This is a genomic window from Kineosporiaceae bacterium SCSIO 59966, assembly GCA_020881835.1.
In the GTDB taxonomy this organism is placed as follows: Bacteria; Actinomycetota; Actinomycetes; order Actinomycetales; family SCSIO-59966; genus SCSIO-59966.
Genome location: CP052876.1, coordinates 1,490,390 through 1,510,181, shown reverse-complemented (window position 1 = coordinate 1,510,181; position 19,792 = coordinate 1,490,390). Strand labels below are relative to the sequence as shown.

Here is a 19,792-nt window from a genome sequence, read left to right as displayed (position 1 = left end):
AGTGCTGGGTTGGTGGCGCAACACGCCGGAAAATCCGCGGCGACGCCAGCATTCTGTTCTGTGCCGCGAGCACTCCTGGGAACGATGCGGCGGACTGCCACAGCACCCAGGGTGGCGGAATTGCATGATCACGACGTTGGGGGGCGGCCGGGGCGGGGGCATGCAGGGTGGCGGGATTGCATGATCACGAAGGGGGGTGTGGTCAGGGGGTGTGGTCAGGAGTAGGGGGTGTGGTCAGGGGATGTGGAGGGCGGTGAGACGTAGGGAGGCGGCTTCGACGGCGGACCACGGGCCCTCGGCCTCCAGCACCGCCGCACCCGCCGTCGGCAGACCGGCGCGCACCTGCCTCAGCAGGCGCTCGTCCGACCCCGGTCCGGCCAGGGCGACGGCCACCTGGGACAGGGTCGGCTGGTGGCCGACGACGAGGACCGTCCGGACGTCGTCCGCGGCCTCGGCGACGAGGTTCACCACGGCAGCCGGCGAGGCCTCGTAGAGGTCCGGCTCCACCCGGAGCTCGGGCTCGGGCGACCCGACGACACCGAGGCCCTCTCGCAGCGACGCCCACGTCTGCACGGTCCGTCGAGCGCTCGAGCACAGCACGAGGTCCGGCCGCAGCCCTGCCCCGGCCAGCCACTCCCCCGTGGCCGCGGCGTCCCGGTGGCCACGGGTCGTCAGCCACCGGTCGTGGTCACGGACGGCCGGCGGCCGCTCGGCCTTGGCGTGCCGCAGCAGCACCAGCCGGCGAGTGGCACTCACCCCGCCCCCATCGCGTGGAAGCCGCCGTCGACGTGGACGATCTCACCGGTGGTGGCCGGGAACCAGTCGGACAGCAGCGCCACGCAGGCGCGTGCCGCCGGTTCGGCGTTCGTGACGTCCCAGCCCAGCGGGGCCCGTTGCTGCCAGGTCTCCTCGAACACCTCGAACCCGGGGATCGACTTGGCCGCCGTCGTCCGGATCGGGCCGGCCGCCACGAGGTTGCACCGGACGCCGTCCGGGCCCAGGTCGCGGGCCAGGTACCGGTTCGTGGACTCGAACGCCGCCTTCGCCACGCCCATCCAGTCGTAGACCGGCCACGCGTAGCGGGCGTCAAAGGTAAGGCCGACGACGGAGCCGCCACGGGCCAGCAGGGGGCGAGCCGCCACGGCGAGGGACTTCAGCGAGTAGGCCGACACGTGCAGGGCGGTGGCGACGTCCTCCCACGACGCGCCGAGGAAGTCGAAGGCGCCCGGCGGCGCGAACCCGATCGAGTGCAGCACCCCGTCGAGGCCGTCGACGTGCTCGCCGAGCCGGCCGGCGAGGGCGTCGAGGTGCCCGGCGTCGGTGACGTCGAGCTCCACGACAGGCGCCTCCCGCGGCAGCCGCCGGGCGATCACCTGTGTGATGCGCATCTGCCGGCCGAAGGAGGTCAGCACCACCTGGGCGCCCTCCTGCTGGGCGAGCCGCGCCACGTGGAACGCGATCGAGCTGTCCGTCAGCACGCCGGTGACCAGCAGCCGCTTGCCGTCGAGAAGTGCCATCCGGGTGTCGTCCTTCCGTCGGTGAGTGCTGTGCCGACCCGGTCCGTACCGGGCAGGGTGTCCGTCGGTACCGGTCAGTGGCCCATACCCAGGCCGCCGTCGACCGGGACGACGGCGCCGCTGATGTACCCGGCGTCCGGGCCGGCGAGGAAGCGCACCACGCGGGCGACCTCCTCGACGGTGCCGAACCTGCCGGCCGGGATGGCCTGCCGGTAGGTCTCCTGGCGGTCAGCCGGAAGCGCCGCGGTCATCTCGGTCTCGATGTACCCGGGGGCGACGACGTTCGCGGTGACGCCGCGACCGCCGAGCTCACGGGTGATCGAGCGGGCCAGGCCGATCATCCCGGACTTGCTCGCCGCGTACCCGGTCTGCCCGGGCGAGCCGTACAACCCGACGACGCTGGAGATGAGGATGATCCGTCCCCGCCGCATCCGCACCATGCCCTTGGTCGCCCGGCGGACGACGCGGAAGGCGCCGGTGAGGTTCGTGTCGAGGACGGCGGCGAAGTCGTCGTCGGTCATCCGCAGCAGCAGCTGGTCGCGGGTGATCCCCGCGTTGGCGACGACCACCTCGACCGGCCCGTGCTCCTGCTCGGCCCGGGCGAACGCGGCGTCGACGCTGGCCGAGTCGGTGACCTCGCAGTGCAGGCCCAGCGCGCCGTCCGGCACGGTCCCGGAACGGTGCGTCACCGCGACCCGGTCGCCGTCGGCGACGAACGCCTCGACGATCGCCCGGCCGATCCCCCGGCTACCGCCCGTCACCAGCACGCTGCGCGGCTCGCTCACCCTTGCCCACTCCTCTCGTCGGTCCGCCGGGGACGCTACCGACTACCTACGGGTAATACGCTCCTGCGCGTGCGACGAGTCGACGAGGACTTCCGGTCCCTGCCCCTGGCAACCGTGGCGGACGCCGCTCTCAGCCGGGCGCGTGAGCTCGGCGCCGAGCACGCCGACCTGCGGGTGGAGCGGGTGCGGGACAGCGGGGTCGACCTGCGCGACGGCCGGCTCACCTCCTCCGGGGACGACGTCGACTCCGGCCTCGCCGTCCGGGTCGTCGTCGACGGCACGTGGGGGTTCGCTGCGGCGACCGCTGTGACCACGGACCAGGCCGCCGCGCTGGCCGAGCAGGCCGTCGAGCTGGCCCGGGTCTCCCGGGCGCTGTCCACCGAGCGGGTCGAGCTGGCCGACGAGCCGGTGCACGCCGGCAGGGAGTGGGTGTCCGAGTACGTCACCGACCCGTTCGCCGTCCCGGACGCCGAGAAGGCGGCTCTCCTGGAGGCCTGGTCCCGGCAGCTGCTCGCCGCGGGGGTCAGTCACGTCGACGCGTCCTTCCGGGCGGTGAAGGAGCAGAAGTACTACGCGGACCTGGCCGGCACCTCCACCACGCAGCAGCGGGTCCGGGTGCACCCCGAGCTGACCGTCGTCCTCGTCGGGGACGACGGGATGGAGACGATGCGCACCCTCGCCCCGCCGGTGGGCCGGGGCTGGGAGTTCCTCGTCGGCACCACGGAGCAGGGGGCCTGGGACTGGGCCGCCGAGCTCGCCGAGCTGCCCGACCTCGTCCGGGAGAAGCTCGCCGCCCCCAGCGTGGAACCGGGGCGCTACGACCTCGTCATCGACCCGAGCAACCTGTGGCTGACGATCCACGAGTCCGTGGGGCACGCCACCGAGCTGGACCGGGCCCTCGGGTACGAGGCCGCCTACGCGGGCACCAGCTTCGCCACCCTCGACCAGCTCGGCTCCCTGCGGTACGGCTCGGAGCTCATGCACGTCACCGGGGACCGCACGGTCGAGCACGGCCTGGCCACGGTCGGCTACGACGACGAGGGCGTGCAGGCCCAGGCGTGGGACATCGTCCGCGACGGAGTCCTCGTCGGCTACCAGCTCGACCGCCGGATGGCCGCGATGCACCGGCTCGGTGACCCGCCCGGCCGGTCCAACGGGTGCGCGTTCGCCGACTCGCCCCAGCACGTACCGCTGCAGCGGATGGCGAACGTGTCCCTGCAGCCCGCGGCCGACGGGCCGGACCTGGCAGGTCTGATCGCCGGCGTCGACCGCGGCATCTACGTCGTCGGCGACCGGTCCTGGTCCATCGACATGCAGCGCTACAACTTCCAGTTCACCGGGCAGCGCTTCTACCGGATCGTCGGCGGCAGGCTGGCCGGGCAGGTCAAGGACGTCGCCTACCAGGCGACGACGACGGACTTCTGGCGCTCGATGTCGGCGGTCGGGGACGCGTCGACGTACGTCCTCGGCGGTGCCTTCAACTGCGGCAAGGGCCAACCAGGCCAGGTCGCCGCCGTCTCCCACGGGTGCCCCGCCGCCCGCTTCGACGACGTCCGCATCCTCAACACCGTCCAGGAGGCCGGTCAGTGAGCCGTCCGAGCACCGCACCCGACGTCGTCGAGAAGGCCCTGGCGACCGCCCAGGCCTCCCCCGCCCACGCCGGCACCTGTGTCGTCGTCCGGGAGGAGTCCGGGGTCAACCTGCGCTGGGCCGCGAACACGCTGACGACGAACGGCGTGACCTCCGGGCAGTCGGTCACGGTCGCCGCGGCGGTCCGGACGGCGGCGGGGGTGTCGGTCGGGGTGCTCACCCGCCGCGGGGTCGGTGCGGACGACGTCGCGGCCCTCGTCGAGGACGCCCAGGCGGCCGCCGCCACCGCCCCGCCCGCCGAGGACGCCGCCGACCTGGTCACCGGGCAGACGGGCCCCGACTGGACGGAGCCGGCTCCGGTGTCCGGACCGGACGTGCTCGCCCGGTTCGCAGAGGGGCTCGGCGAGGCGCTCGCCCGGGCCAGGGGGCAGGGTCGCGAGCTGTTCGGGTTCGCCGAGCACGGCGTGCGCACGACCTGGCTCGGCACCACGGCGGGCACCCGCCGCCGGCACGTCCAGCCCCAGGGCACCGTCGAGCTGACCGGCAAGTCCCACGACCGCGCCCGCTCGACCTACGTCGGGCGCGCCACTCGGGACTTCACCGACGTCGACGCCGCGGCCCTGGACGCCGAGATCGAGCAGCGCCTCGCGTGGCAGGCCCGGCGCGTCGACGTCCCGGCGGGCCGGTACGACACGGTGCTGCCGCCCACCGCGGTCGCCGACCTCATGGTCTACGCCTACTGGTCCTCCGACGCCCGCAGCGCCCACGAGGGCCGCTCGGTGTTCTCCCGCCGCGGCGGGGGCACGCGCGTCGGTGACCGGCTGACCGACGTCCCGCTGACGCTCTACAGCGACCCGGCCGAGCCCGGCCTGGAGACCGAGCCGTTCGTGCTCACCGAGGCCAGCAGCCCGTTCGCGTCGGTGTTCGACAACGGCATGCCGGTGGGACGCTCGACGTGGATCGAGGACGGCGTCCTCGCCGCGCTGCCCACCACCCGGCACACCGCGGCCCTGACCGGGCTGCCGGTGCAGCCCGCGGTCGACAACCTCGTGCTGACCGGGCGGGACGCGTCCGGCGACCTGGCCGACGTCGTCCGCGGGGTCGACCGGGGCCTGCTCGTCACCTGCCTGTGGTACATCCGCGAGGTCGACCCGACGACGCTGCTGCTGACCGGGCTGACCCGCGACGGGGTCTACCTCGTCGAGGGCGGGGAGGTGACCGGGGCGGTGACGAACTTCCGGTTCAACGAGAGCCCGGTGGGCATGCTGAGCCGGGTCGGCGCGGTGGGCCGCACCGAACCGGCCCTGTCCCGCGAGTGGGGGGACTACTTCCCCCGGACGGCGATGCCGCCGCTGCTCGTGCACGACCTCAACATGTCGAGCACGAGCCAGGCCAGCTGACGCCCGCGCTGCCGCGCGGCCGGCGGGGACGTACCGTGGGGCGGTGAGGCTGCACCGACCGGCGCGCGCCCCCCGCGACACCCCGGTCCACCGGATCACCGACGCCCGCCGTTCGCACGCGGAGGACCAGCGGGACCGGATGATCAAGTACACCGTCTCGATGACGGTGCGGATGGTGTGCATCGTGCTCGCCCTCGTCACCCGCGGGCCGCTGCAGTGGCTGTTCATCACCGGCGCGGTGGTGCTGCCGTACGTGGCGGTGCTGATCGCCAACGCCAGCCGGGAACAGGCTCCGGAGCCCCCGGACACCTGGGGTGTCCACCCGCCCGCGCTCGGGTCCGGCGACACGCCACCGGAAGATGACCGTGGGGTACCTCGCTGACATCCCGGTGTGTCATGATGAGACCACGCGTTCTGCATCCCCCGTCGGAACGCGTCCAGGACGCCGGGCGGCTCCCCCCCGTGGCTGCCCGGCGTCCGCCTTCCCGGTCCGGCGGGAGCACCGTCACGCACCGCCCACCCGCCTCCCGCGGCAGGATCTTCCCGCGCCGATCCCGACCGGTCACACTGGGGGCATGAACCTCTCCGGCAGCCCGACCACGGGACTGCTCTGCAGCGCCCGGGGCTGCCGCTCTGCGGCGGTCTGGGGGCTGCGGTGGAACAACCCCCGGCTGCACCCGCCGGAGCGTCGCAAGGTCTGGCTCGCCTGCGAGGAGCACCGCGCGACGCTGGCCGACCACCTCGCCGTCCGCGGGTTCCTCCGCGAGACCGTCCCGGTGGCCGAGCTCGACCGAACCGCCTGACTCGACCGAACCGCCTGACCGGCGCCGAACCGCCTGACCGGCCCGCGCCGGCGTCCGGGGCGGCGGTTACCGTCGTGCCGTGTACCGGTTCCTGCTGACCCCGCGCTGGCTCGCCGGCCTCGCCGTCACCGTCGTGGTGGCCGTGGTCTGCGTCCTGCTCGGCATGTGGCAGTGGGACCGGCGCGAGCAGGCCCGGGAGCGCAACGAGCCCGTGCTGGCGAACTACGACCGTGAGCCGCGGCCGCTCACCGAGGTCCTGCCCGACGCGCTCCCGCCCGCCGGGGCCGAGCTGCCGCGCCCAGCCCGCTGGACGCCGGTGACGGCGGACGGCGAGTACCTCGCCGAGGACACGGTGCTGGTTCGCAACCGGTCGCTCAACGGGCGGCCCGGCTACGTCGTCCTCGTGCCCTTCGCCGTGGACGACGGACCGGTCGTCGTCGTGGACCGGGGGTGGGTGCCGATCGGTGCGACCGGCAGCGCCCCGGACGACGTCCCGGCCCCTCCGCAGGGACCGGTCACCCTGACCGCCCGGCTGCAGACCCCGGAGCCGCACCTGGAGCGGGACGCCCCCGCCGGCCAGCTGCACAGCATCCACCCCCCGGACGTCGCCGGGCTGACCGGTCTCGACGTGCTCCCGGGGGTCTACCTGGTGGCCGCGGGCGAGGACCCGGCGCCGGCGCAGGCACCGGCGCGGGCCGGGCGTCCGGCCGTCGACGAGGGCCCGCACCTGTCGTACGCGTTGCAGTGGTTCGTGTTCGCCACCGGTGCGTTCGTGGGTTACGGGGTGCTGGCCCGGCGCGAGGCCGCCGACCGGCGGGCAGCGGGTGCCGGCGGCGAGCGGCCCGCGGCGGTGCCGGCGGCGCCTCCCTCGCGCTCCCGGCGGCGCAGCGACGAGGACGTGGAGGACGAGATCCTCGACGCCCGCTCGCGCGGCTGAGGCTGAGGGTGCGGCTGCGGGCGGGTCAGGTCGCTCGACTGTGAGAACGGCATCCTGGCACGTGAACAGTGCCACTCGGAAGCCTCGCCACTCGAACGGGCGTTCGTGGGACGTCTCACGCGGTGCGGCGTGTCCGTCTCCGGCGTCTCCTCGGCCCTCGGTGTTGGGTGGTCTACTGACGGGCATGAAGCGCAGTTTGATCTGGTGGGGCGTTGCCGCCCTCGGCGCGGGCGCCGTGCTCACCGTTCTGTTCGGGATCGTCGCTCAGGCGTCTCGCAACCTCGGAGACAACCCGGTCGGGCTCGTGGGACCGCTCCTCGTCGTCGTCGGGGTCGTCCTCCTCGTCGTCGGCGCTGTCGCGCGCGCTGTGCGCCGCTAGCGGGCGTCGCCTCCAGACGGAGACGCCCCCGCGCGGCAGGGTCAGTCCTTGCTCTCCGGCGCCTTCCTCCACCCTTCGCCGTGCTCCGGACAGACCCGCAGGGTGATGAGTCCCTGCTGCGTGATCGACCGCTCGCGCGGCGTGTAGAGGACCGTCTGCCTACCGCACCAACAGAGCGTCTCGGCGTTCGTCATGCGGCCAGTGTGCCAGCGGTCACGCCGTAGCCGCGGGCTTCGTGGAGTCTGTACGCCCGGATACGAGGAACTGGGTCCGGTAGAGCTCCGAGTACAGCCCGCCGCGGGCGAGCAGCTCGGCGTGCCTGCCCCGCTCGACGACCCGCCCGGACTCGAGCACGACGATCTCGTCGGCCTGCCGCACGGTCGACAGCCGGTGGGCGATGACCAGGGACGTGCGGCCTTCCAGCGCGGTGTCGAGCGCCCGTTGCACCGCCGCCTCGGACTCCGAGTCCAGGTGCGCCGTCGCCTCGTCGAGGATGACGACGTCCGGGGCCTTGAGCAGCAGCCGGGCCAGGGCGATCCGCTGCTTCTCGCCGCCGGAGAGCCGGTGACCGCGGTCCCCCACCACCGTGTCGAGCCCCTCCGGGAGCTGCTGCACGAGCGGCCACACCTGCGCCGCCCGCAGCGCGGCCTCGACCTCGGCGTCCGAGGCGTCCGGCCGGGCGTACCGCAGGTTGGCGCGGATGGTGTCGTGGAACAGGTGCGCGTCCTGGGTGACGACCCCGACCCGCGAGTGCAGCTCCTCCTGCGCCACTTCCCGGACGTCGACCCCGCCGACCCGCACCGACCCGGACGTCACGTCGTAGAGCCGGGCGACCAGCGCGGTGACCGTCGTCTTGCCCGCTCCGCTCGGGCCGACGAGGGCGACCATCCGGCCCGGCTCGACGCGGATGTCGACTCCGCGCAGCACCTCGTCGCCGCTGCGGCGGTCCAGGGACTCGGTCTCCTCCAGGGACGCCAGCGAGACGTCCGTGGCCGCCGGGTAGCCGAACCGGACGTCGTCCAGCTCGACCGACAGGGGGCCGGCCGGCAGCGGGCGGGGCGACGGCGGGTCGGTGACGAGCGGGGGCAGGTCGAGGACCTCGAAGACCCGCTCGAAGGACACCAGCGCGGTCATCACGTCGACCTGGACGTTGCTCAGGGCGGTGATCGGGCCGTAGAGCCGGGCGAGCAGGGCGGTCAGGGCGATGAGGGTGCCCACGGTGACGGTTCCCTCGATGGCGAGCACACCGCCGACCCCGTAGACGACAGCGGTGGCCAGGGAGGCGACCGCGGTGAGCGAGGCGAAGAACAACCGGTTGCTCATCGCGATCCGCACGCCGATGTCGCGGACCCGCGCGGCCCGCTCCCGGAACTCGGTGTCCTCCCGGTCGGCGCTGCCGAAGAGCTTGACGAGCAGGGCCCCGGCGACGTTGAAGCGCTCGGTCATCCGGTTGCCCAGCTCGGCGTTGAGCTGCATGCCCTCCCGGCTCAGCCCGGCCAGCCGGCGCCCGACCCGCCGGGCGGGCAGCAGGAACAGCGGGACGAACAGCAGCGCCAGCAGGGTGATCTGCCACGACAGCAGGGCCATAGTGGTGAGGACGACGGCGAGGGTGATGACGTTGGACACCACCCCGGACAGGGTGGAGGTGAACGCCTGCTGGGCGCCGATGACGTCGCTGTTGAGCCGGGTGACGAGGGACCCCGTCTGGGTGCGGGTGAAGAAGGCGATCGGCTGGCGCTGGACGTGCTCGAACACCCGGGTGCGCAGGTCGAGGATCAGCCCCTCCCCGATCCGGGCGGAGAACCACCGCTGGCCGAGCATGACCACGGCCTCCCCGACGGCCACCACGGCCACCAGGGACGCGAGACCGACGACGAGTCCCCGGTCCCCCTGCATGACGCCGTCGTCGATGACCCGCCGGAGCAGCAACGGGGTGACCACGACGAGGAGGGCGTCGACGACGACCAGGGCGAGAAAGGCGGCCAGCAGGCCCCGGTAGGGATGGGCGAACCCGGCCACCCGTCGCACCGTGCCCGGAGCGAGGCGGCGCTGCGCCACGCTCTCGTCGCGCCGGTAGGAGCGCATCATGTGGAAGCCGGACATCGGCATGGACACCGGACTCAGCTCCCGTCCGGGTGTCGGCCCAGGTGCCCGCCCAGCTGTCGCCGCAGCAGCGGCACCTGGGCGGCCCGCTCGGCGGCGCGCTGGTCGACCGGTGAGCGGTCGAGGGCGCCGGCGAGCAGGTGCTTGGTCGCCGCCAGGGCTCCCTGCGGCGCCGCGAGCAGGGCGCCGGCCAGGTCGTCGACCGCAGCGTCGAGCTCGGCACGCGCGACGACGACCTCGGCCAGGCCGAGCGCCGCGGCCTCCTGGGCCCCCACCCAGCGTCCGGTCGCGCAGATCTCCAGGGCCCTGGAGTAGCCGACGGTCCGCACCAGCGGGGAGGTCCCGCCGAGGTCCGGGACGATGCCCAGCGAGGGCTCCCGCATGGCCAGGGCGGCGTCGTCCGCGAGCACCCGCAGGTCGCAGGCCAGCGCGAGCTGGAACCCGCCGCCCACGGCGTGCCCGCCGACGGCCGCGATGCTCACCGCGTCGACCTCCCGCCACCACGAGAAGCCGCGCTGGAACCCGGCGATCGCCGCGTCGATCTCGGCGGGGGGCAGCGCGGCGAGCCGGGCCAGCCCGGGCTCGCCGTCGGTGCCCTCCCCGAACATGCCGCGGTCCAGACCCGCGGAGAACGACGGTCCCTCGGCCCGCAGCACGACCACCGCGACGTCCGAGCCGGGCACCGCGTCGCCGACGGCGGCCAGGGCCCGCCACGTCGCCGGGGTCATGGCGTTGCGCCGGTCGGGGCGGGCCAGGGTGACGGTCAGCCGTCTCCCGTCGCGCTCGACCCGGATGCCGGCGGCGGCCGCCTGCTCGGCGACAGGCCCACCGGGGGCGAGTAGGTCCACACGTGCTCCTTGGGTCAGGCGAGCGAGACGAGCTCGAGGTAGCCGGGGTTCCACAGGTCCTCGTCCCCGTCGGGCAGCAGCACGACCCGCTCCGGCTGGAGAGCCTCGACGGCGCCCTCGTCGTGGGTGACGAGGACGACGGCGCCCTCGTAGCGCCGCAGGGCACCAAGGACCTCCTCCCGGCTCGCCGGGTCGAGGTTGTTCGTCGGCTCGTCGAGCAGCAGGACGTTTGCCGCGGACACGACGAGCGTGGCCAGGGCGAGCCGGGTCTTCTCCCCACCGGAGAGCACCCGCACCGGCTTGCTGACGTCGTCCCCGCTGAACAGGAACGACCCCAGCACGGACCGTACCTGCGTGTCGGCCAGGTCCGGTGCGGCGCTGCGCATGTTCTCCAGGACGGTCCGCTGCACGTCCAGCGTCTCGTGCTCCTGGGCGTAGTACCCGAGCCGCAGCCCGTGCCCGGCCTGGACGACGCCCGTGTCCGGCTGCTCCAGACCGGCCAGCATCCGCAGCAGGGTCGTCTTGCCGGCGCCGTTGAGGCCGAGGACGACGACTCTGCTGCCACGGTCCACGGCCAGGTCGACGTCGGTGAACACCTCCAGCGAGCCGTACGACTTCGACAGCGCGCTGGCGGTCAGCGGCGTCCGGCCGCACGGAGCCGGCGTGGGGAAGCGGAGCCTGGCCACCTTGTCCTGCTGGCGCTGCGCCTCCAGGCCGGACAGCAGCCGCTCCGCGCGGCGGGCCATGTTCTGCGCCGCCGTCGCCTTGGTGGCCTTGGCGCGCATCTTGTCGGCCTGGGCCATCAGCGCAGCGGCCTTCTTCTCGGCGTTGGCGCGCTCGCGGTGCCGGCGTCGCTCGTCGGTCTCCCGCTGCTGCAGGTACGCCGACCAGCCGACGTTGTAGACGTCGAGCACGGCGCGGTTCGCGTCGAGGTGGAAGACCTTGGTCACCGTCGCCTCGAGCAGTCCGACGTCGTGGCTGATGACGACCAGTCCGCCGTCGTGCCCGCGCAGGAAGTCCCGCAGCCAGGAGACCGAGTCGGCGTCGAGGTGGTTCGTCGGCTCGTCGAGCAGCAGTGTGGGAGCGCCGGAGAACAGGATCCGGGCCAGCTCGACCCTGCGTCGCTGACCGCCGGACAGGGTGCGCAGCGGCTGGTCGAGCACCCGCTCGTCGAGCCCGAGGTTGCTGGCGATACGACCGGCCTCGCTCTCGGCGGCGTACCCGCCGGCGCTGGCGAACTCGGCGTCCAGCCGCGCGTAGCGGGTCATCGCGCGGTCGCGGGTGTCCTCGTCGGCGCTGGCCATCGCAGCCTCCGTCTCCCGCATCCGGCGCAGGACGGCGTCCAGGTCCCGGGCGGACAGGATCCGGTCACGGGCCAGCACGTCGAGGTCGCCGGTCCGCGGGTCCTGCGGCAGGTAGCCGACCTCCCCGGAGCGGGTGACCGTGCCGGCCGCGGGCTGCCCCTCCCCGGCCAGCACCCGGGTGAGCGTCGTCTTGCCGGCGCCGTTACGACCGACGAGGCCCACCCGGTCGCCCGGGCCGATCCGGAAGCTCGCTCGCTCCAGGAGCAGCCGGGCTCCAGCGCGCAGCTCGACGTCAGTGGCAGTGATCATGAGAGGTACCAGTCTAGGTCGCCGCTGGACGGGGCCGGTCGCGCGTCCACGCCACGTGCGACGGAGGGCCGGTGAGAACGGCGGCAGTACCATCGCCCGGGTGAGCCACCTCACCCGCCGTCGCCTGGCAGCCCGGGACCTCGCCCTCGTCGCCACCTTCGCGGCGCTCATCGCCGTCCTGGGGATCCCGGGGCAGCTGTACGTCCTCGGCAACGCCGTCCCCATCACCTTGCAGACGCTCGGGGTGATGCTCGCCGGGTCGGTGCTGGGCTGGCGCCGGGGCGCGCTGGCCACCCTCGTCGTCATCGTGCTGGCCGCGGCCGGGCTGCCCGTCCTGGCCGGGGGCCGCGGCGGGCTCTCCGTCTTCGCCGGCCCGACCGTCGGCTACCTGCTCGCCTGGCCGCTCGGTGCCGCCGTGACCGGGTGGCTGGTGGAGCGCCGGCTGCCGCGGTACTCCCCCGTCACCGGCTTCGTGGCCAACCTCGTCGGCGGGGTGGCCGTCGTCTACGCGGTCGGGGTGCCGGTGCAGGCCGCGGTGACAGGCACGTCGAACCTGCTCGCGATCGCGGTCGCGTCCCTGGTGTTCCTGCCCGGCGACCTGCTCAAGGCGCTCGTCGCGACGACGGTGGCGGCGGGCATCCACCGCGGCTACCCGGCGGTTGCGCCCCGCCGCGAGCTCGCCGCCCGACGCTGAGGTCCGCCGCGTCGTGATCCGGCTGCGCGGGGTGCGCCACCGGTTCGGGGAGCGCACCGTCCTGGACGGCATCGACCTCGATATCGCCGAGCGGCGGGTCGGTGTCGTCGGGGCCAACGGCTCGGGCAAGTCCACCCTGGTCCGCACGCTCAACGGGCTCGTCGTCCCGGACGCCGGGACGGTGACCGTGGACGGGCTCGACACCCGCCGGGACGGGCCGGCGGTGCGACGGCGGGTCGGGTTCGTCTTCACCGACCCCGACGCGCAGATCGTCATGCCGACGGTCGCCGAGGACGTCGGCTTCTCGCTGCGCCGCAGCGGCCTGAGCCCGGCGCAGCGGGCGGAGCGAGTCGCCTCGGTGCTGGACAGGTTCGGTCTCGCCGGGCACGCCGACCACCCGTGCCACCTGCTGTCCGGTGGGCAGAAGCAGCTGCTGGCCCTCGCCGCTGTGCTCGTCACCGAGCCCGAGGTGCTCGTCCTGGACGAGCCGACGACCCTGCTCGACCTGCGCAACGCCCGCCGGATCCGGGACCTGGTCGCGGGGCTGCCGCAGCAGGTCGTCCTGGTCACCCACCACCTCGACCTGCTGGAGGGCTTCGACCGGGTGCTCGTGCTCGACGAGGGCCGGGTGGTGGCCGACGGGCCTCCGGAGCGTGCCGTGCCCGCCTACGAGCAGACCCTCCTCGGATGACGGGCTTCTACCTGCCGGGGTCCGGCCTGCTGCACCGGGCCCCGCCGGGGGCGAAGCTGCTCGCCCTCGCCCTGCTGACGTCGGCGCTCGTCGCGCTGCGCTCGCCGCTCGCCGTGGCCGGCGGTGTGCTCGTCGTCGCAGCGGCAGCAGTAGTCGGCCGGGTGCCCGCGGGCGCCGTGGTGGCTCCGCTGCGGCCGCTGCGCTGGGTCGCGATCCTGCTCGTCGTTTTCCAGGTGCTGACCGGCGGGTGGCACGCCGCCGTGACCGTCGTCGGCACGCTGCTCGTCGCAGTGGCGGCTGCGGGCCTGGTCACCGTCACCACCCGGGTGTCCGACCTGCTCGACGTCCTGGTCCGGCTGCTCGCGCCGCTGCGCCGGGCCGGCGTCGACCCGGAGCGGGTCGGCCTGGTTCTGGCCCTGACGATCCGCTCGGTGCCGGTGCTGGCCGGCCTGTTCGCGGAGGTGCGCGACGCACGCCGGTCCCGGGGCCTGGAGCACTCGCTGCGGGCCCTGCTCGTGCCGGTGGCGGTGCGCGGCGTCCGGCACGCCGACCGGCTCGGTGAGGCCCTCGCCGCCCGTGGCGTCGACGACTGACACCCCCACCCCCCTCCCCGGTGACAACCCCCTCTTCGTGATCATGCAGTCCCGCCACCCCGCACGACCCACTCGTGATCATGCAGTCCCGCCACCCCAGCACCCACCGCCCGCTCCCAGAATGCTGGGTTGCTGGCGCGACACGCCGGCAAGACTGTCCCAGATCCAGCATTCTGCGAAGCGGGCCGATGACGCGGCACGGGCTCCGTGACCCGACGCCGGGCACATGCCTGACAGACCCAGCCTTCGAAGAGACGCGGGACGCTTCGTCGTCCGGGACGAACTGGTTGGGAGCTACCCGGTGGTGCACATGCTCCGCCCCTCAACCCGCCTGATGGCGAGACTTGCATGAACGTCTCATGACCCTAGCCGAGCCACCCCGGTGAGGTGACAACGGTTGGTGACCGTGGGATCCGCCCCTGGCCGCAGGACCACCCACAGAATGCTGTGTCCGTCACAGCTTCGCCGGCGTGTCGTCGGACGCGGCTGGGTCGTGCGGGGTGGCGGGATTGCATGATCACCGAGAAGGGGTGCGGGGTGGCGGGATTGCATGATCACGGAGTGGGGGGTGGGGACTGAGCGTTCGAGGGGTCGGTGAGGCGGACGCGGACGGCGCGGGCGCGCTGGGCGGTGTCCTCGAGGACGGCGAGCCGGGGGTCCCGGACGTCGAGGAGCGGGGAGCGAGGCAGGTCCGCCAGCGACTGCAACCGCGCGTCGGCGAGCACGGCGTCCACGAGCCTGCGGTCCCCGCCGCGGACGAGCACCTCCGGGCGGTCGGCGGCGGCGAGCCGGTCCAGCAGCTTGCGCGCGGTCTGCGCGGCAGCGTCCTCGAGGACAGCCGCCTGACCGGCGCGGCGACGGGCGAACCGCTGCTGCGACCAGCCCCCGGCGGCGGTGCGGCCCTGCACGTGCCGGGTGCCGACGCTGTGGTCGAGCAGACGACCCCCCCGCGCGAGCCCCGCGGCGAAGCCCCCGCGCCGCACCAGCAGGAGGAACGCGGTGCGCGGCCGGGCGGCGTGCTCGACCAGTGCCGCGAGCGGGTCGTCGCCGGCGGGCAGCGACGACCACGGCACCTCGAGGTCCGCCCGGGCCCCGTCGGCGCCGGTCACCCGGACGACGTCGGGCCTGCCCGGCTCCCGGACGACCGTCAGCTCCTCGGTCCCGTGCCGTTCACCGAAACCGCTGACCCAGCGGACCAGCCGCTCAGGTGGCAGCTCGAGGAGCCGGTGGGTCCCGGCCGGGGCGGTGTCCAGGGCCGGTTCAGACGTTGAAGCCCAGTGCCCGCAGCTGCTCGCGGCCCTCTTCGGTGATCTTGTCCGGTCCCCACGGCGGCATCCAGACCCAGTTGATCCGGTGTCCTGCGACGAGCCCGTCGAGCACCTGGGTGACCTGTTCCTCGATGACGTCGGTCAGCGGGCAGGCCGCCGAGGTCAGGGTCATGTCGATGACCGCGTGATGGTGCTGGTCCACGGTGATGCCGTAGACGAGCCCCAGGTCGACGACGTTGATGCCGAGCTCTGGGTCGACGACGTCGCGCAGCGCCTCCTCCACGTCGGCCGCGTCGGTCTGCTTCGCGGTGGTGGTGTCCGTCATGACCTCTCCCTGTCGTCGGTCGCACTGTCGTCGGTCCTGCTGCCATTGTCACCCGCAGCGGCGACGGCCTGCGAGACCGCGTCCCGCATCGCCGCCCAGCCGAGCAGGGCGCACTTCACCCGGGCCGGGAACCGCCGGACGCCGGCGAACGCGGCGACGTCCCCGTCCCGCTCGGGGTCGGCGTCGGCCCGGCCCTGCAGGACGTCGAGCACGCTCGCGTACCGCTGCATCGCGCCGTCCACGGTCGCGCCGGTGACCTCGTCGGCCATCACCGAGGCACCGGCGACACTGATCGAGCAGCCGGCGGACTCGTACGACACGTCCTCCACCCGGTCCCCGGCCAGCCGGACCCGCAGCGTGATCTCGTCGCCGCAGGTCGGGTTCACGTGGTGGACCTCGACGTCGTAGGGCTCGCGCAGCCCGGCGCGGTGCGGGGAGCGGGCGTGGTCGAGGATGAGCTCCTGGTACAGCTGGTCCATGCTCATCGGGCGGCTCCGAAGAAGGCGCGGGTGCGGTGCAGGGCGTCGACGAGGGCGTCGACCTCGGCGTCGGTCGTGTACAGGTACGACGAGGCCCGGTTCGACGCCTGGACGCCGAACCGGACGTGCAGCGGGCGGGCGCAGTGGTGCCCGGCGCGCACGGCGATGCCGTAGGAGTCGAGGAGCTGGGCGACGTCGTGCGGGTGGACGCCGTCGAGGGTGAAGCTCACTGCCCCGCCGCGGTCGACGGGCTCCGCCGGGCCGAGGACCCGAAGACCAGGCACGTCGGCGAGGCCCTCGAGCAGCCGCGCGGTGACGTGCTGCTCGTGCGCGGCGACGGCCTCCATGCCGAGGCTCTCGAGGTAGCGCACCGCGGCGCCCAGACCCACGGCCTGGGTGATCGGCGGGGTGCCGGCCTCGAACCGGTGCGGGGGCGCCGCGTACGTGGACCCGGCCATCTCGACCACGCCGACCATCTCGCCGCCGCCGAGGAAGGGGGGCAGCTGCTCGAGCAGGTCGTAGCGACCCCACAGGACGCCGATCCCGGTCGGGCCGAGCATCTTGTGCCCGGTGAAGGCCAGCAGGTCCGGGCGGCCGTCACCGAGGCCGGCGAGGTCGACCGGCACCTGCGGGACGGCCTGGCTGGCGTCGACGACGGTGAGCGCGCCCACCTCGCGGGCCCGCCGGACGAGCTCGGCGACCGGGTTGACGGTGCCCAGCACGTTGGACACCCAGGTCACGGCGAGCACCTTGGTGCGCTCGGTCAGCAGGTCGTCCAGCCCGTCGAGGTCGAGCCGGCCGTCGTCGGTGACGCCGATCCACCGCAGGGTGGCGCCGGTGCGCCGGCACAGCAGCTGCCAGGGCACGAGGTTGGAGTGGTGCTCCATCTCGGTGACGAGCACCTCGTCGCCGGGACCGACCCGCAGCGGGGGGTCGGCCCAGCCGAGGACGGCGGCGGCGAGGTTGAGCGCCTCGGAGGCGTTCTTGGTGAAGACGACCTCCTCGGCGCGTCCGGCGCCGATGAACCGGGCGACGTCCTGCCGGGCCCCCTCGTAGGCGGCCGTCGCCTCACCGCCCAGCTGGTGGACGGCGCGGGCGACGTTGGCGTTGTGCCACGCGTCGTGCTCGGCGACCGCGTCGATGACCGCCTGGGGCTTCTGCGAGGTGTTGGCCGAGTCCAGGTAGACCAGCGGGCGGTCGCCGTCGAGGCGACGCGCGAGGATCGGGAAGTCCTTGCGCACCGCCTCGACGTCCAGCCCGGCCTGCACGTCCAGCCGGTCGCCCACGTCCCCCACCGTCAGACCGTCTGGGTGGTGAAGCGGTCGTAGCCCTCGGCCTCGAGCCGCTCGGCGAGGTCGGCGCCGCCCTCCTCGACGATCCGGCCGTCGACGAAGACGTGCACGAAGTCCGGCTGGATGTACCGCAGGATCCGGGTGTAGTGGGTGATCAGCAGGACACCGACCTCGCCGGTGGCGCGGACCCGGTTGACGCCCTCGGAGACCACCTTGAGGGCGTCGACGTCCAGGCCGGAGTCGGTCTCGTCGAGGATGGCGATCCGCGGCTTGAGGAGCTCGAGCTGGAGGATCTCGTGCCGCTTCTTCTCACCGCCGGAGAAGCCCTCGTTGACGTTCCGCTCGGCGAACGCCGGGTCGATCCTGAGGTTCTCCATCGCGGTGCGGACGTCCTTGACCCAGTGCCGCAGGGCGGGCGCCTTGCCATCGACGGCGGTCTTCGCGGTGCGCAGGAAGTTCGAGACGGTGACCCCGGGCACCTCAACCGGGTACTGCATGGCGAGGAACATCCCGGCGCGGGCCCGCGCGTCGACGCTCATCTCGAGCACGTCCTGGCCGTCGAGGGTCACGCTGCCGCTGGTGACGGTGTACTTCGGGTGCCCGGCCAGGGCGTAGGCGAGGGTGGACTTCCCGGAGCCGTTGGGCCCCATGATCGCGTGGGTCTCGCCCTGCCGGACGGTGAGGTCGACCCCCTTGAGGATCTCCTTGGCCTCGCCGTCGGCGTCGACGCTGACGTGCAGGTCGCGGATCTCGAGTGTGGACATGGGTGCTTCTCAGCGCTCCTTGCTGGTGGCGGACTCGGCGGCGTCCGCGCCGAGGGGGGCGGTGACGTCGACGAGGACGTCCTCCCCCTCGACGGTGAGCCGGTAGACGGGGATCGGGCGGGTGGCCGGCAGCGCGGTGGGGCGCCCGGTGCGCAGGTCGAACCGCGACCCGTGCAGCCAGCACTCGATGGTGCAGTCGTCGACCTCTCCCTCGGACAGCGACACGTCCTGGTGGGAGCAGATGTCGGAGACGGCGTGCAGGTCGCCGTGCTCGTCCCGGACGACGGCGACGGGCACGGTGCCAGCCGGTCCGGGGACCTCCACCCGCAGCACGTTGGTGTCCGCGGGCACGTCGGTGACCGAGCAGACGCGCTGGGCGCTCACCGGCGGCTCCCGGACTGCACCGAGCCGGCGAGCTCGTCGTCGATGGCGGCCATCAGCCGGTCGACGACCTCCGGGACCCCGATCCGCTGGACGACGTCGGCGAAGAACCCGCGGACGACGAGCCGGCGCGCCTCGTCCTCGGGGATGCCGCGTGCCTGCAGGTAGAACAGCTGCTCGTCGTCGAAGCGGCCGGTGGCGCTGGCGTGCCCGGCTCCGACGATCTCACCGGTCTCGATCTCCAGGTTCGGCACGGAGTCGGCGCGGGCACCGTCGGTGAGGACGAGGTTGCGGTTGAGCTCGTAGGTGTCCGTGCCCTCCGCCTCGGCGCGGATCAGCACGTCACCCACCCAGACCGTGTGCGCCGTGTCGCCCTGCAGGGCCCCCTTGTAGACCACGTTGCTGCGGCAGTGCGCCGGCCCGTGGTCGACGAAGGAGCGGTGCTCGAGGTGCTGACCGGCGTCGGCGAAGTACACGCCGAGCAGGTCTGCCTCCCCGCCGGGCCCGGCGTAGCGCACCGTCGTGCTCATCCGGACGACGGCACCCCCGAGGGTGACGGCGACGTGGGTGAGCCGCGCGTCGCGGCCGACGAGCGCGTCGTGCTGGGTGAGGTGGACGGCGTCGTCGTCCCACTGCTGCACGGTCACGACGGTGAGCCGGGCCCCGTCCCCGACCCGGATCTCGACGTTGCCGGACCAGCGGGCGCTGCCGTCGTGGTCGATGAGGACGGTCGCCGCGGACAACGGGCCGGCGTCGACGACGAGGTGGCCGTGGCCGCGGCGGCCGGCGTCCTGGCCGTGCAGCCGCACCCGCACCGGCTCGGTGACCTCGGCCTGGGCAGGGATCTCCACGACGTCCGCCGCGGCGGTGCCTGCCCAGGCCACCGCGGCGGCCCGGTCACCGGGCACGAAGGCCGTGCCGACCGCGTCGTCCTCGCGCGGCACCCTCCGGTGCCGGACGCCGTCCGGTGCCTGGACCTCGACGCGCACGGCGTCGGCGTCCGCGGGGCCCTCGGTGAGCAGCGGCCCGATCCGGTCCACGGGCGTGAACCGCCAGTCCTCCTCGCGTCCGGTGACCTCCGGGAAGTCCGCCGGGGAGAACGAGGTGCGCCGCTCGGCCCGGGACTGCTCCGGCACCCCGGCGCCGTGGGAGTGCGCGGCCAGGCCGTGCTGGACGTCGCCGCCGGGTCCCGGCGTCGCCGAGGAGTCCAGCGTGACCGGAGCGGGGGCCTCGGCGGCGTGGTCGACGGCGTGCTCCTGCCGCAGGTCCTGGGCTGGCACGTCCTGGTCGGGTGCGGTGGTCTCGGTGGTGGTCGTGGTGTCCGCCATCG

The 19,792-nt window shown here is 73.9% G+C and carries 23 protein-coding genes; 9 read left to right on the top strand and 14 right to left on the bottom strand.

Translation table 11 applies throughout. From position 1 onward, the window contains the following. Positions 1-234 precede the first annotated feature (234 nt). The 3 genes from HJG43_07145 to fabG form a co-directional block, all read right to left on the bottom strand. A complete protein-coding gene (locus HJG43_07145; GenBank protein UER54350.1) occupies positions 235-756 on the bottom strand; it encodes a histidine phosphatase family protein in 522 nt (173 codons plus the stop codon). Then, complete coding sequence (fabI, locus tag HJG43_07140; GenBank protein UER54349.1) at positions 753-1,517, bottom strand: enoyl-ACP reductase FabI; 765 nt, start codon at positions 1,515-1,517, stop codon at positions 753-755. Before fabI ends, HJG43_07145 begins: the two co-directional genes overlap by 4 nt. Positions 1,518-1,591: 74 nt before the next feature. After that, a complete protein-coding gene (fabG, locus tag HJG43_07135) occupies positions 1,592-2,302 on the bottom strand; it encodes a 3-oxoacyl-ACP reductase FabG (protein UER54348.1) in 711 nt (236 codons plus the stop codon). 69 nt (positions 2,303-2,371) lie between these two features. On the opposite strand from fabG, the gene HJG43_07130 reads away from it, so the two are divergent. The 6 genes from HJG43_07130 (at position 2,372) to HJG43_07105 (ending at position 7,411) form a co-directional block, all read left to right on the top strand. Further along, entirely contained in the window at positions 2,372-3,892 is a 1,521-nt protein-coding gene (locus HJG43_07130; protein ID UER54347.1) for a TldD/PmbA family protein, read from the top strand. After that, positions 3,889-5,292, top strand: coding sequence for a TldD/PmbA family protein (locus tag HJG43_07125; protein ID UER54346.1), 1,404 nt, complete (start codon positions 3,889-3,891; stop codon positions 5,290-5,292). Before HJG43_07130 ends, HJG43_07125 begins: the two co-directional genes overlap by 4 nt. A 43-nt stretch (positions 5,293-5,335) precedes the next feature. Beyond that, the gene (locus tag HJG43_07120) at positions 5,336-5,674 is read left to right on the top strand and encodes a DUF3099 domain-containing protein (GenBank protein UER54345.1); all 339 of its coding nucleotides are present in this window, start codon (positions 5,336-5,338) and stop codon (positions 5,672-5,674) included. Positions 5,675-5,867: 193 nt separating this feature from the next. Continuing rightward, the gene (locus HJG43_07115; GenBank protein ID UER54344.1) at positions 5,868-6,095 is read left to right on the top strand and encodes a hypothetical protein; all 228 of its coding nucleotides are present in this window, start codon (positions 5,868-5,870) and stop codon (positions 6,093-6,095) included. Between the two features lie 79 nt (positions 6,096-6,174). After that, complete coding sequence (locus HJG43_07110) at positions 6,175-7,032, top strand: SURF1 family protein (GenBank protein ID UER54343.1); 858 nt, start codon at positions 6,175-6,177, stop codon at positions 7,030-7,032. A 184-nt stretch (positions 7,033-7,216) separates the two neighbouring features. Continuing rightward, positions 7,217-7,411 carry a hypothetical protein gene (locus HJG43_07105; GenBank protein ID UER54342.1) on the top strand — a complete coding sequence of 65 codons (195 nt, stop codon included), beginning with the start codon at positions 7,217-7,219 and terminating at the stop codon, positions 7,409-7,411. A 41-nt stretch (positions 7,412-7,452) separates the two neighbouring features. On the opposite strand, the gene HJG43_07100 is transcribed toward HJG43_07105, so the two are convergent. From HJG43_07100 to HJG43_07085, 4 genes are read right to left on the bottom strand one after another with little or no spacing between them, the layout of a single operon-like run. After that, complete coding sequence (locus HJG43_07100; protein ID UER54341.1) at positions 7,453-7,605, bottom strand: hypothetical protein; 153 nt, start codon at positions 7,603-7,605, stop codon at positions 7,453-7,455. A gap of 19 nt (positions 7,606-7,624) precedes the next feature. Next, on the bottom strand, positions 7,625-9,520 hold the full coding sequence (locus HJG43_07095) for an ABC transporter ATP-binding protein (protein ID UER55795.1): 1,896 nt from the start codon (positions 9,518-9,520) through the stop codon (positions 7,625-7,627). Positions 9,521-9,531: 11 nt separating this feature from the next. After that, entirely contained in the window at positions 9,532-10,362 is an 831-nt protein-coding gene (locus tag HJG43_07090; GenBank protein UER54340.1) for an enoyl-CoA hydratase/isomerase family protein, read from the bottom strand. 14 nt (positions 10,363-10,376) lie between these two features. After that, entirely contained in the window at positions 10,377-11,975 is a 1,599-nt protein-coding gene (locus tag HJG43_07085) for an ABC-F family ATP-binding cassette domain-containing protein (protein ID UER54339.1), read from the bottom strand. On the opposite strand from HJG43_07085, the gene HJG43_07080 reads away from it, so the two are divergent. From HJG43_07080 to HJG43_07070, 3 genes are read left to right on the top strand one after another with little or no spacing between them, the layout of a single operon-like run. Further along, on the top strand, positions 11,974-12,669 hold the full coding sequence (locus HJG43_07080; GenBank protein UER54338.1) for a biotin transporter BioY: 696 nt from the start codon (positions 11,974-11,976) through the stop codon (positions 12,667-12,669). The genes HJG43_07085 and HJG43_07080 overlap by 2 nt on opposite strands. A gap of 13 nt (positions 12,670-12,682) precedes the next feature. Further along, complete coding sequence (locus tag HJG43_07075) at positions 12,683-13,360, top strand: ABC transporter ATP-binding protein (GenBank protein UER54337.1); 678 nt, start codon at positions 12,683-12,685, stop codon at positions 13,358-13,360. Further along, positions 13,357-13,953, top strand: a complete 597-nt coding sequence (locus HJG43_07070; GenBank protein UER54336.1) for an energy-coupling factor transporter transmembrane protein EcfT — start codon at positions 13,357-13,359, stop codon at positions 13,951-13,953. The genes HJG43_07075 and HJG43_07070 overlap by 4 nt, the downstream gene beginning before the upstream one ends. Positions 13,954-14,507: 554 nt before the next feature. On the opposite strand, the gene HJG43_07065 is transcribed toward HJG43_07070, so the two are convergent. From HJG43_07065 to sufD, 7 genes are read right to left on the bottom strand one after another with little or no spacing between them, the layout of a single operon-like run. After that, positions 14,508-15,206 (bottom strand): hypothetical protein, encoded by a 699-nt coding sequence (locus HJG43_07065; GenBank protein ID UER55794.1) that lies wholly within the window; start codon positions 15,204-15,206, stop codon positions 14,508-14,510. Positions 15,207-15,213: 7 nt separating this feature from the next. Continuing rightward, positions 15,214-15,546 (bottom strand): metal-sulfur cluster assembly factor, encoded by a 333-nt coding sequence (locus tag HJG43_07060; protein UER54335.1) that lies wholly within the window; start codon positions 15,544-15,546, stop codon positions 15,214-15,216. Beyond that, entirely contained in the window at positions 15,543-16,031 is a 489-nt protein-coding gene (locus HJG43_07055; protein ID UER54334.1) for an SUF system NifU family Fe-S cluster assembly protein, read from the bottom strand. The genes HJG43_07060 and HJG43_07055 overlap by 4 nt, the downstream gene beginning before the upstream one ends. Beyond that, entirely contained in the window at positions 16,028-17,299 is a 1,272-nt protein-coding gene (gene sufS / locus HJG43_07050; protein UER55793.1) for a SufS family cysteine desulfurase, read from the bottom strand. The genes HJG43_07055 and sufS overlap by 4 nt, the downstream gene beginning before the upstream one ends. A 23-nt stretch (positions 17,300-17,322) precedes the next feature. Further along, positions 17,323-18,081, bottom strand: a complete 759-nt coding sequence (gene sufC / locus HJG43_07045; GenBank protein ID UER54333.1) for a Fe-S cluster assembly ATPase SufC — start codon at positions 18,079-18,081, stop codon at positions 17,323-17,325. Between the two features lie 9 nt (positions 18,082-18,090). Beyond that, on the bottom strand, positions 18,091-18,465 hold the full coding sequence (locus tag HJG43_07040; protein UER54332.1) for a non-heme iron oxygenase ferredoxin subunit: 375 nt from the start codon (positions 18,463-18,465) through the stop codon (positions 18,091-18,093). Next, positions 18,462-19,790 carry a Fe-S cluster assembly protein SufD gene (gene sufD / locus HJG43_07035; GenBank protein ID UER54331.1) on the bottom strand — a complete coding sequence of 443 codons (1,329 nt, stop codon included), beginning with the start codon at positions 19,788-19,790 and terminating at the stop codon, positions 18,462-18,464. The genes HJG43_07040 and sufD overlap by 4 nt, the downstream gene beginning before the upstream one ends. Positions 19,791-19,792: the final 2 nt, after the last annotated feature.

What these genes read in the sequence shown, in the direction of transcription:
- fabI (UER54349.1), bottom strand. Translation starts at nt 1,517, where the DNA reads ATGGCACTTCTCGACGGCAAGCGGCTGCTGGTCACCGGCGTGCTGACG.
- HJG43_07115 (UER54344.1), top strand. Translation starts at nt 5,868, where the DNA reads ATGAACCTCTCCGGCAGCCCGACCACGGGACTGCTCTGCAGCGCCCGG.
- HJG43_07105 (UER54342.1), top strand. Translation starts at nt 7,217, where the DNA reads ATGAAGCGCAGTTTGATCTGGTGGGGCGTTGCCGCCCTCGGCGCGGGC.
- HJG43_07100 (UER54341.1), bottom strand. Translation starts at nt 7,605, where the DNA reads ATGACGAACGCCGAGACGCTCTGTTGGTGCGGTAGGCAGACGGTCCTC.
- HJG43_07095 (UER55795.1), bottom strand. Translation starts at nt 9,520, where the DNA reads ATGCCGATGTCCGGCTTCCACATGATGCGCTCCTACCGGCGCGACGAG.
- HJG43_07080 (UER54338.1), top strand. Translation starts at nt 11,974, where the DNA reads ATGAGAGGTACCAGTCTAGGTCGCCGCTGGACGGGGCCGGTCGCGCGT.
- HJG43_07085 (UER54339.1), bottom strand. Translation starts at nt 11,975, where the DNA reads ATGATCACTGCCACTGACGTCGAGCTGCGCGCTGGAGCCCGGCTGCTC.
- HJG43_07070 (UER54336.1), top strand. Translation starts at nt 13,357, where the DNA reads ATGACGGGCTTCTACCTGCCGGGGTCCGGCCTGCTGCACCGGGCCCCG.
- HJG43_07060 (UER54335.1), bottom strand. Translation starts at nt 15,546, where the DNA reads ATGACGGACACCACCACCGCGAAGCAGACCGACGCGGCCGACGTGGAG.
- HJG43_07055 (UER54334.1), bottom strand. Translation starts at nt 16,031, where the DNA reads ATGAGCATGGACCAGCTGTACCAGGAGCTCATCCTCGACCACGCCCGC.
- sufC (UER54333.1), bottom strand. Translation starts at nt 18,081, where the DNA reads ATGTCCACACTCGAGATCCGCGACCTGCACGTCAGCGTCGACGCCGAC.
- sufD (UER54331.1), bottom strand. Translation starts at nt 19,790, where the DNA reads ATGGCGGACACCACGACCACCACCGAGACCACCGCACCCGACCAGGAC.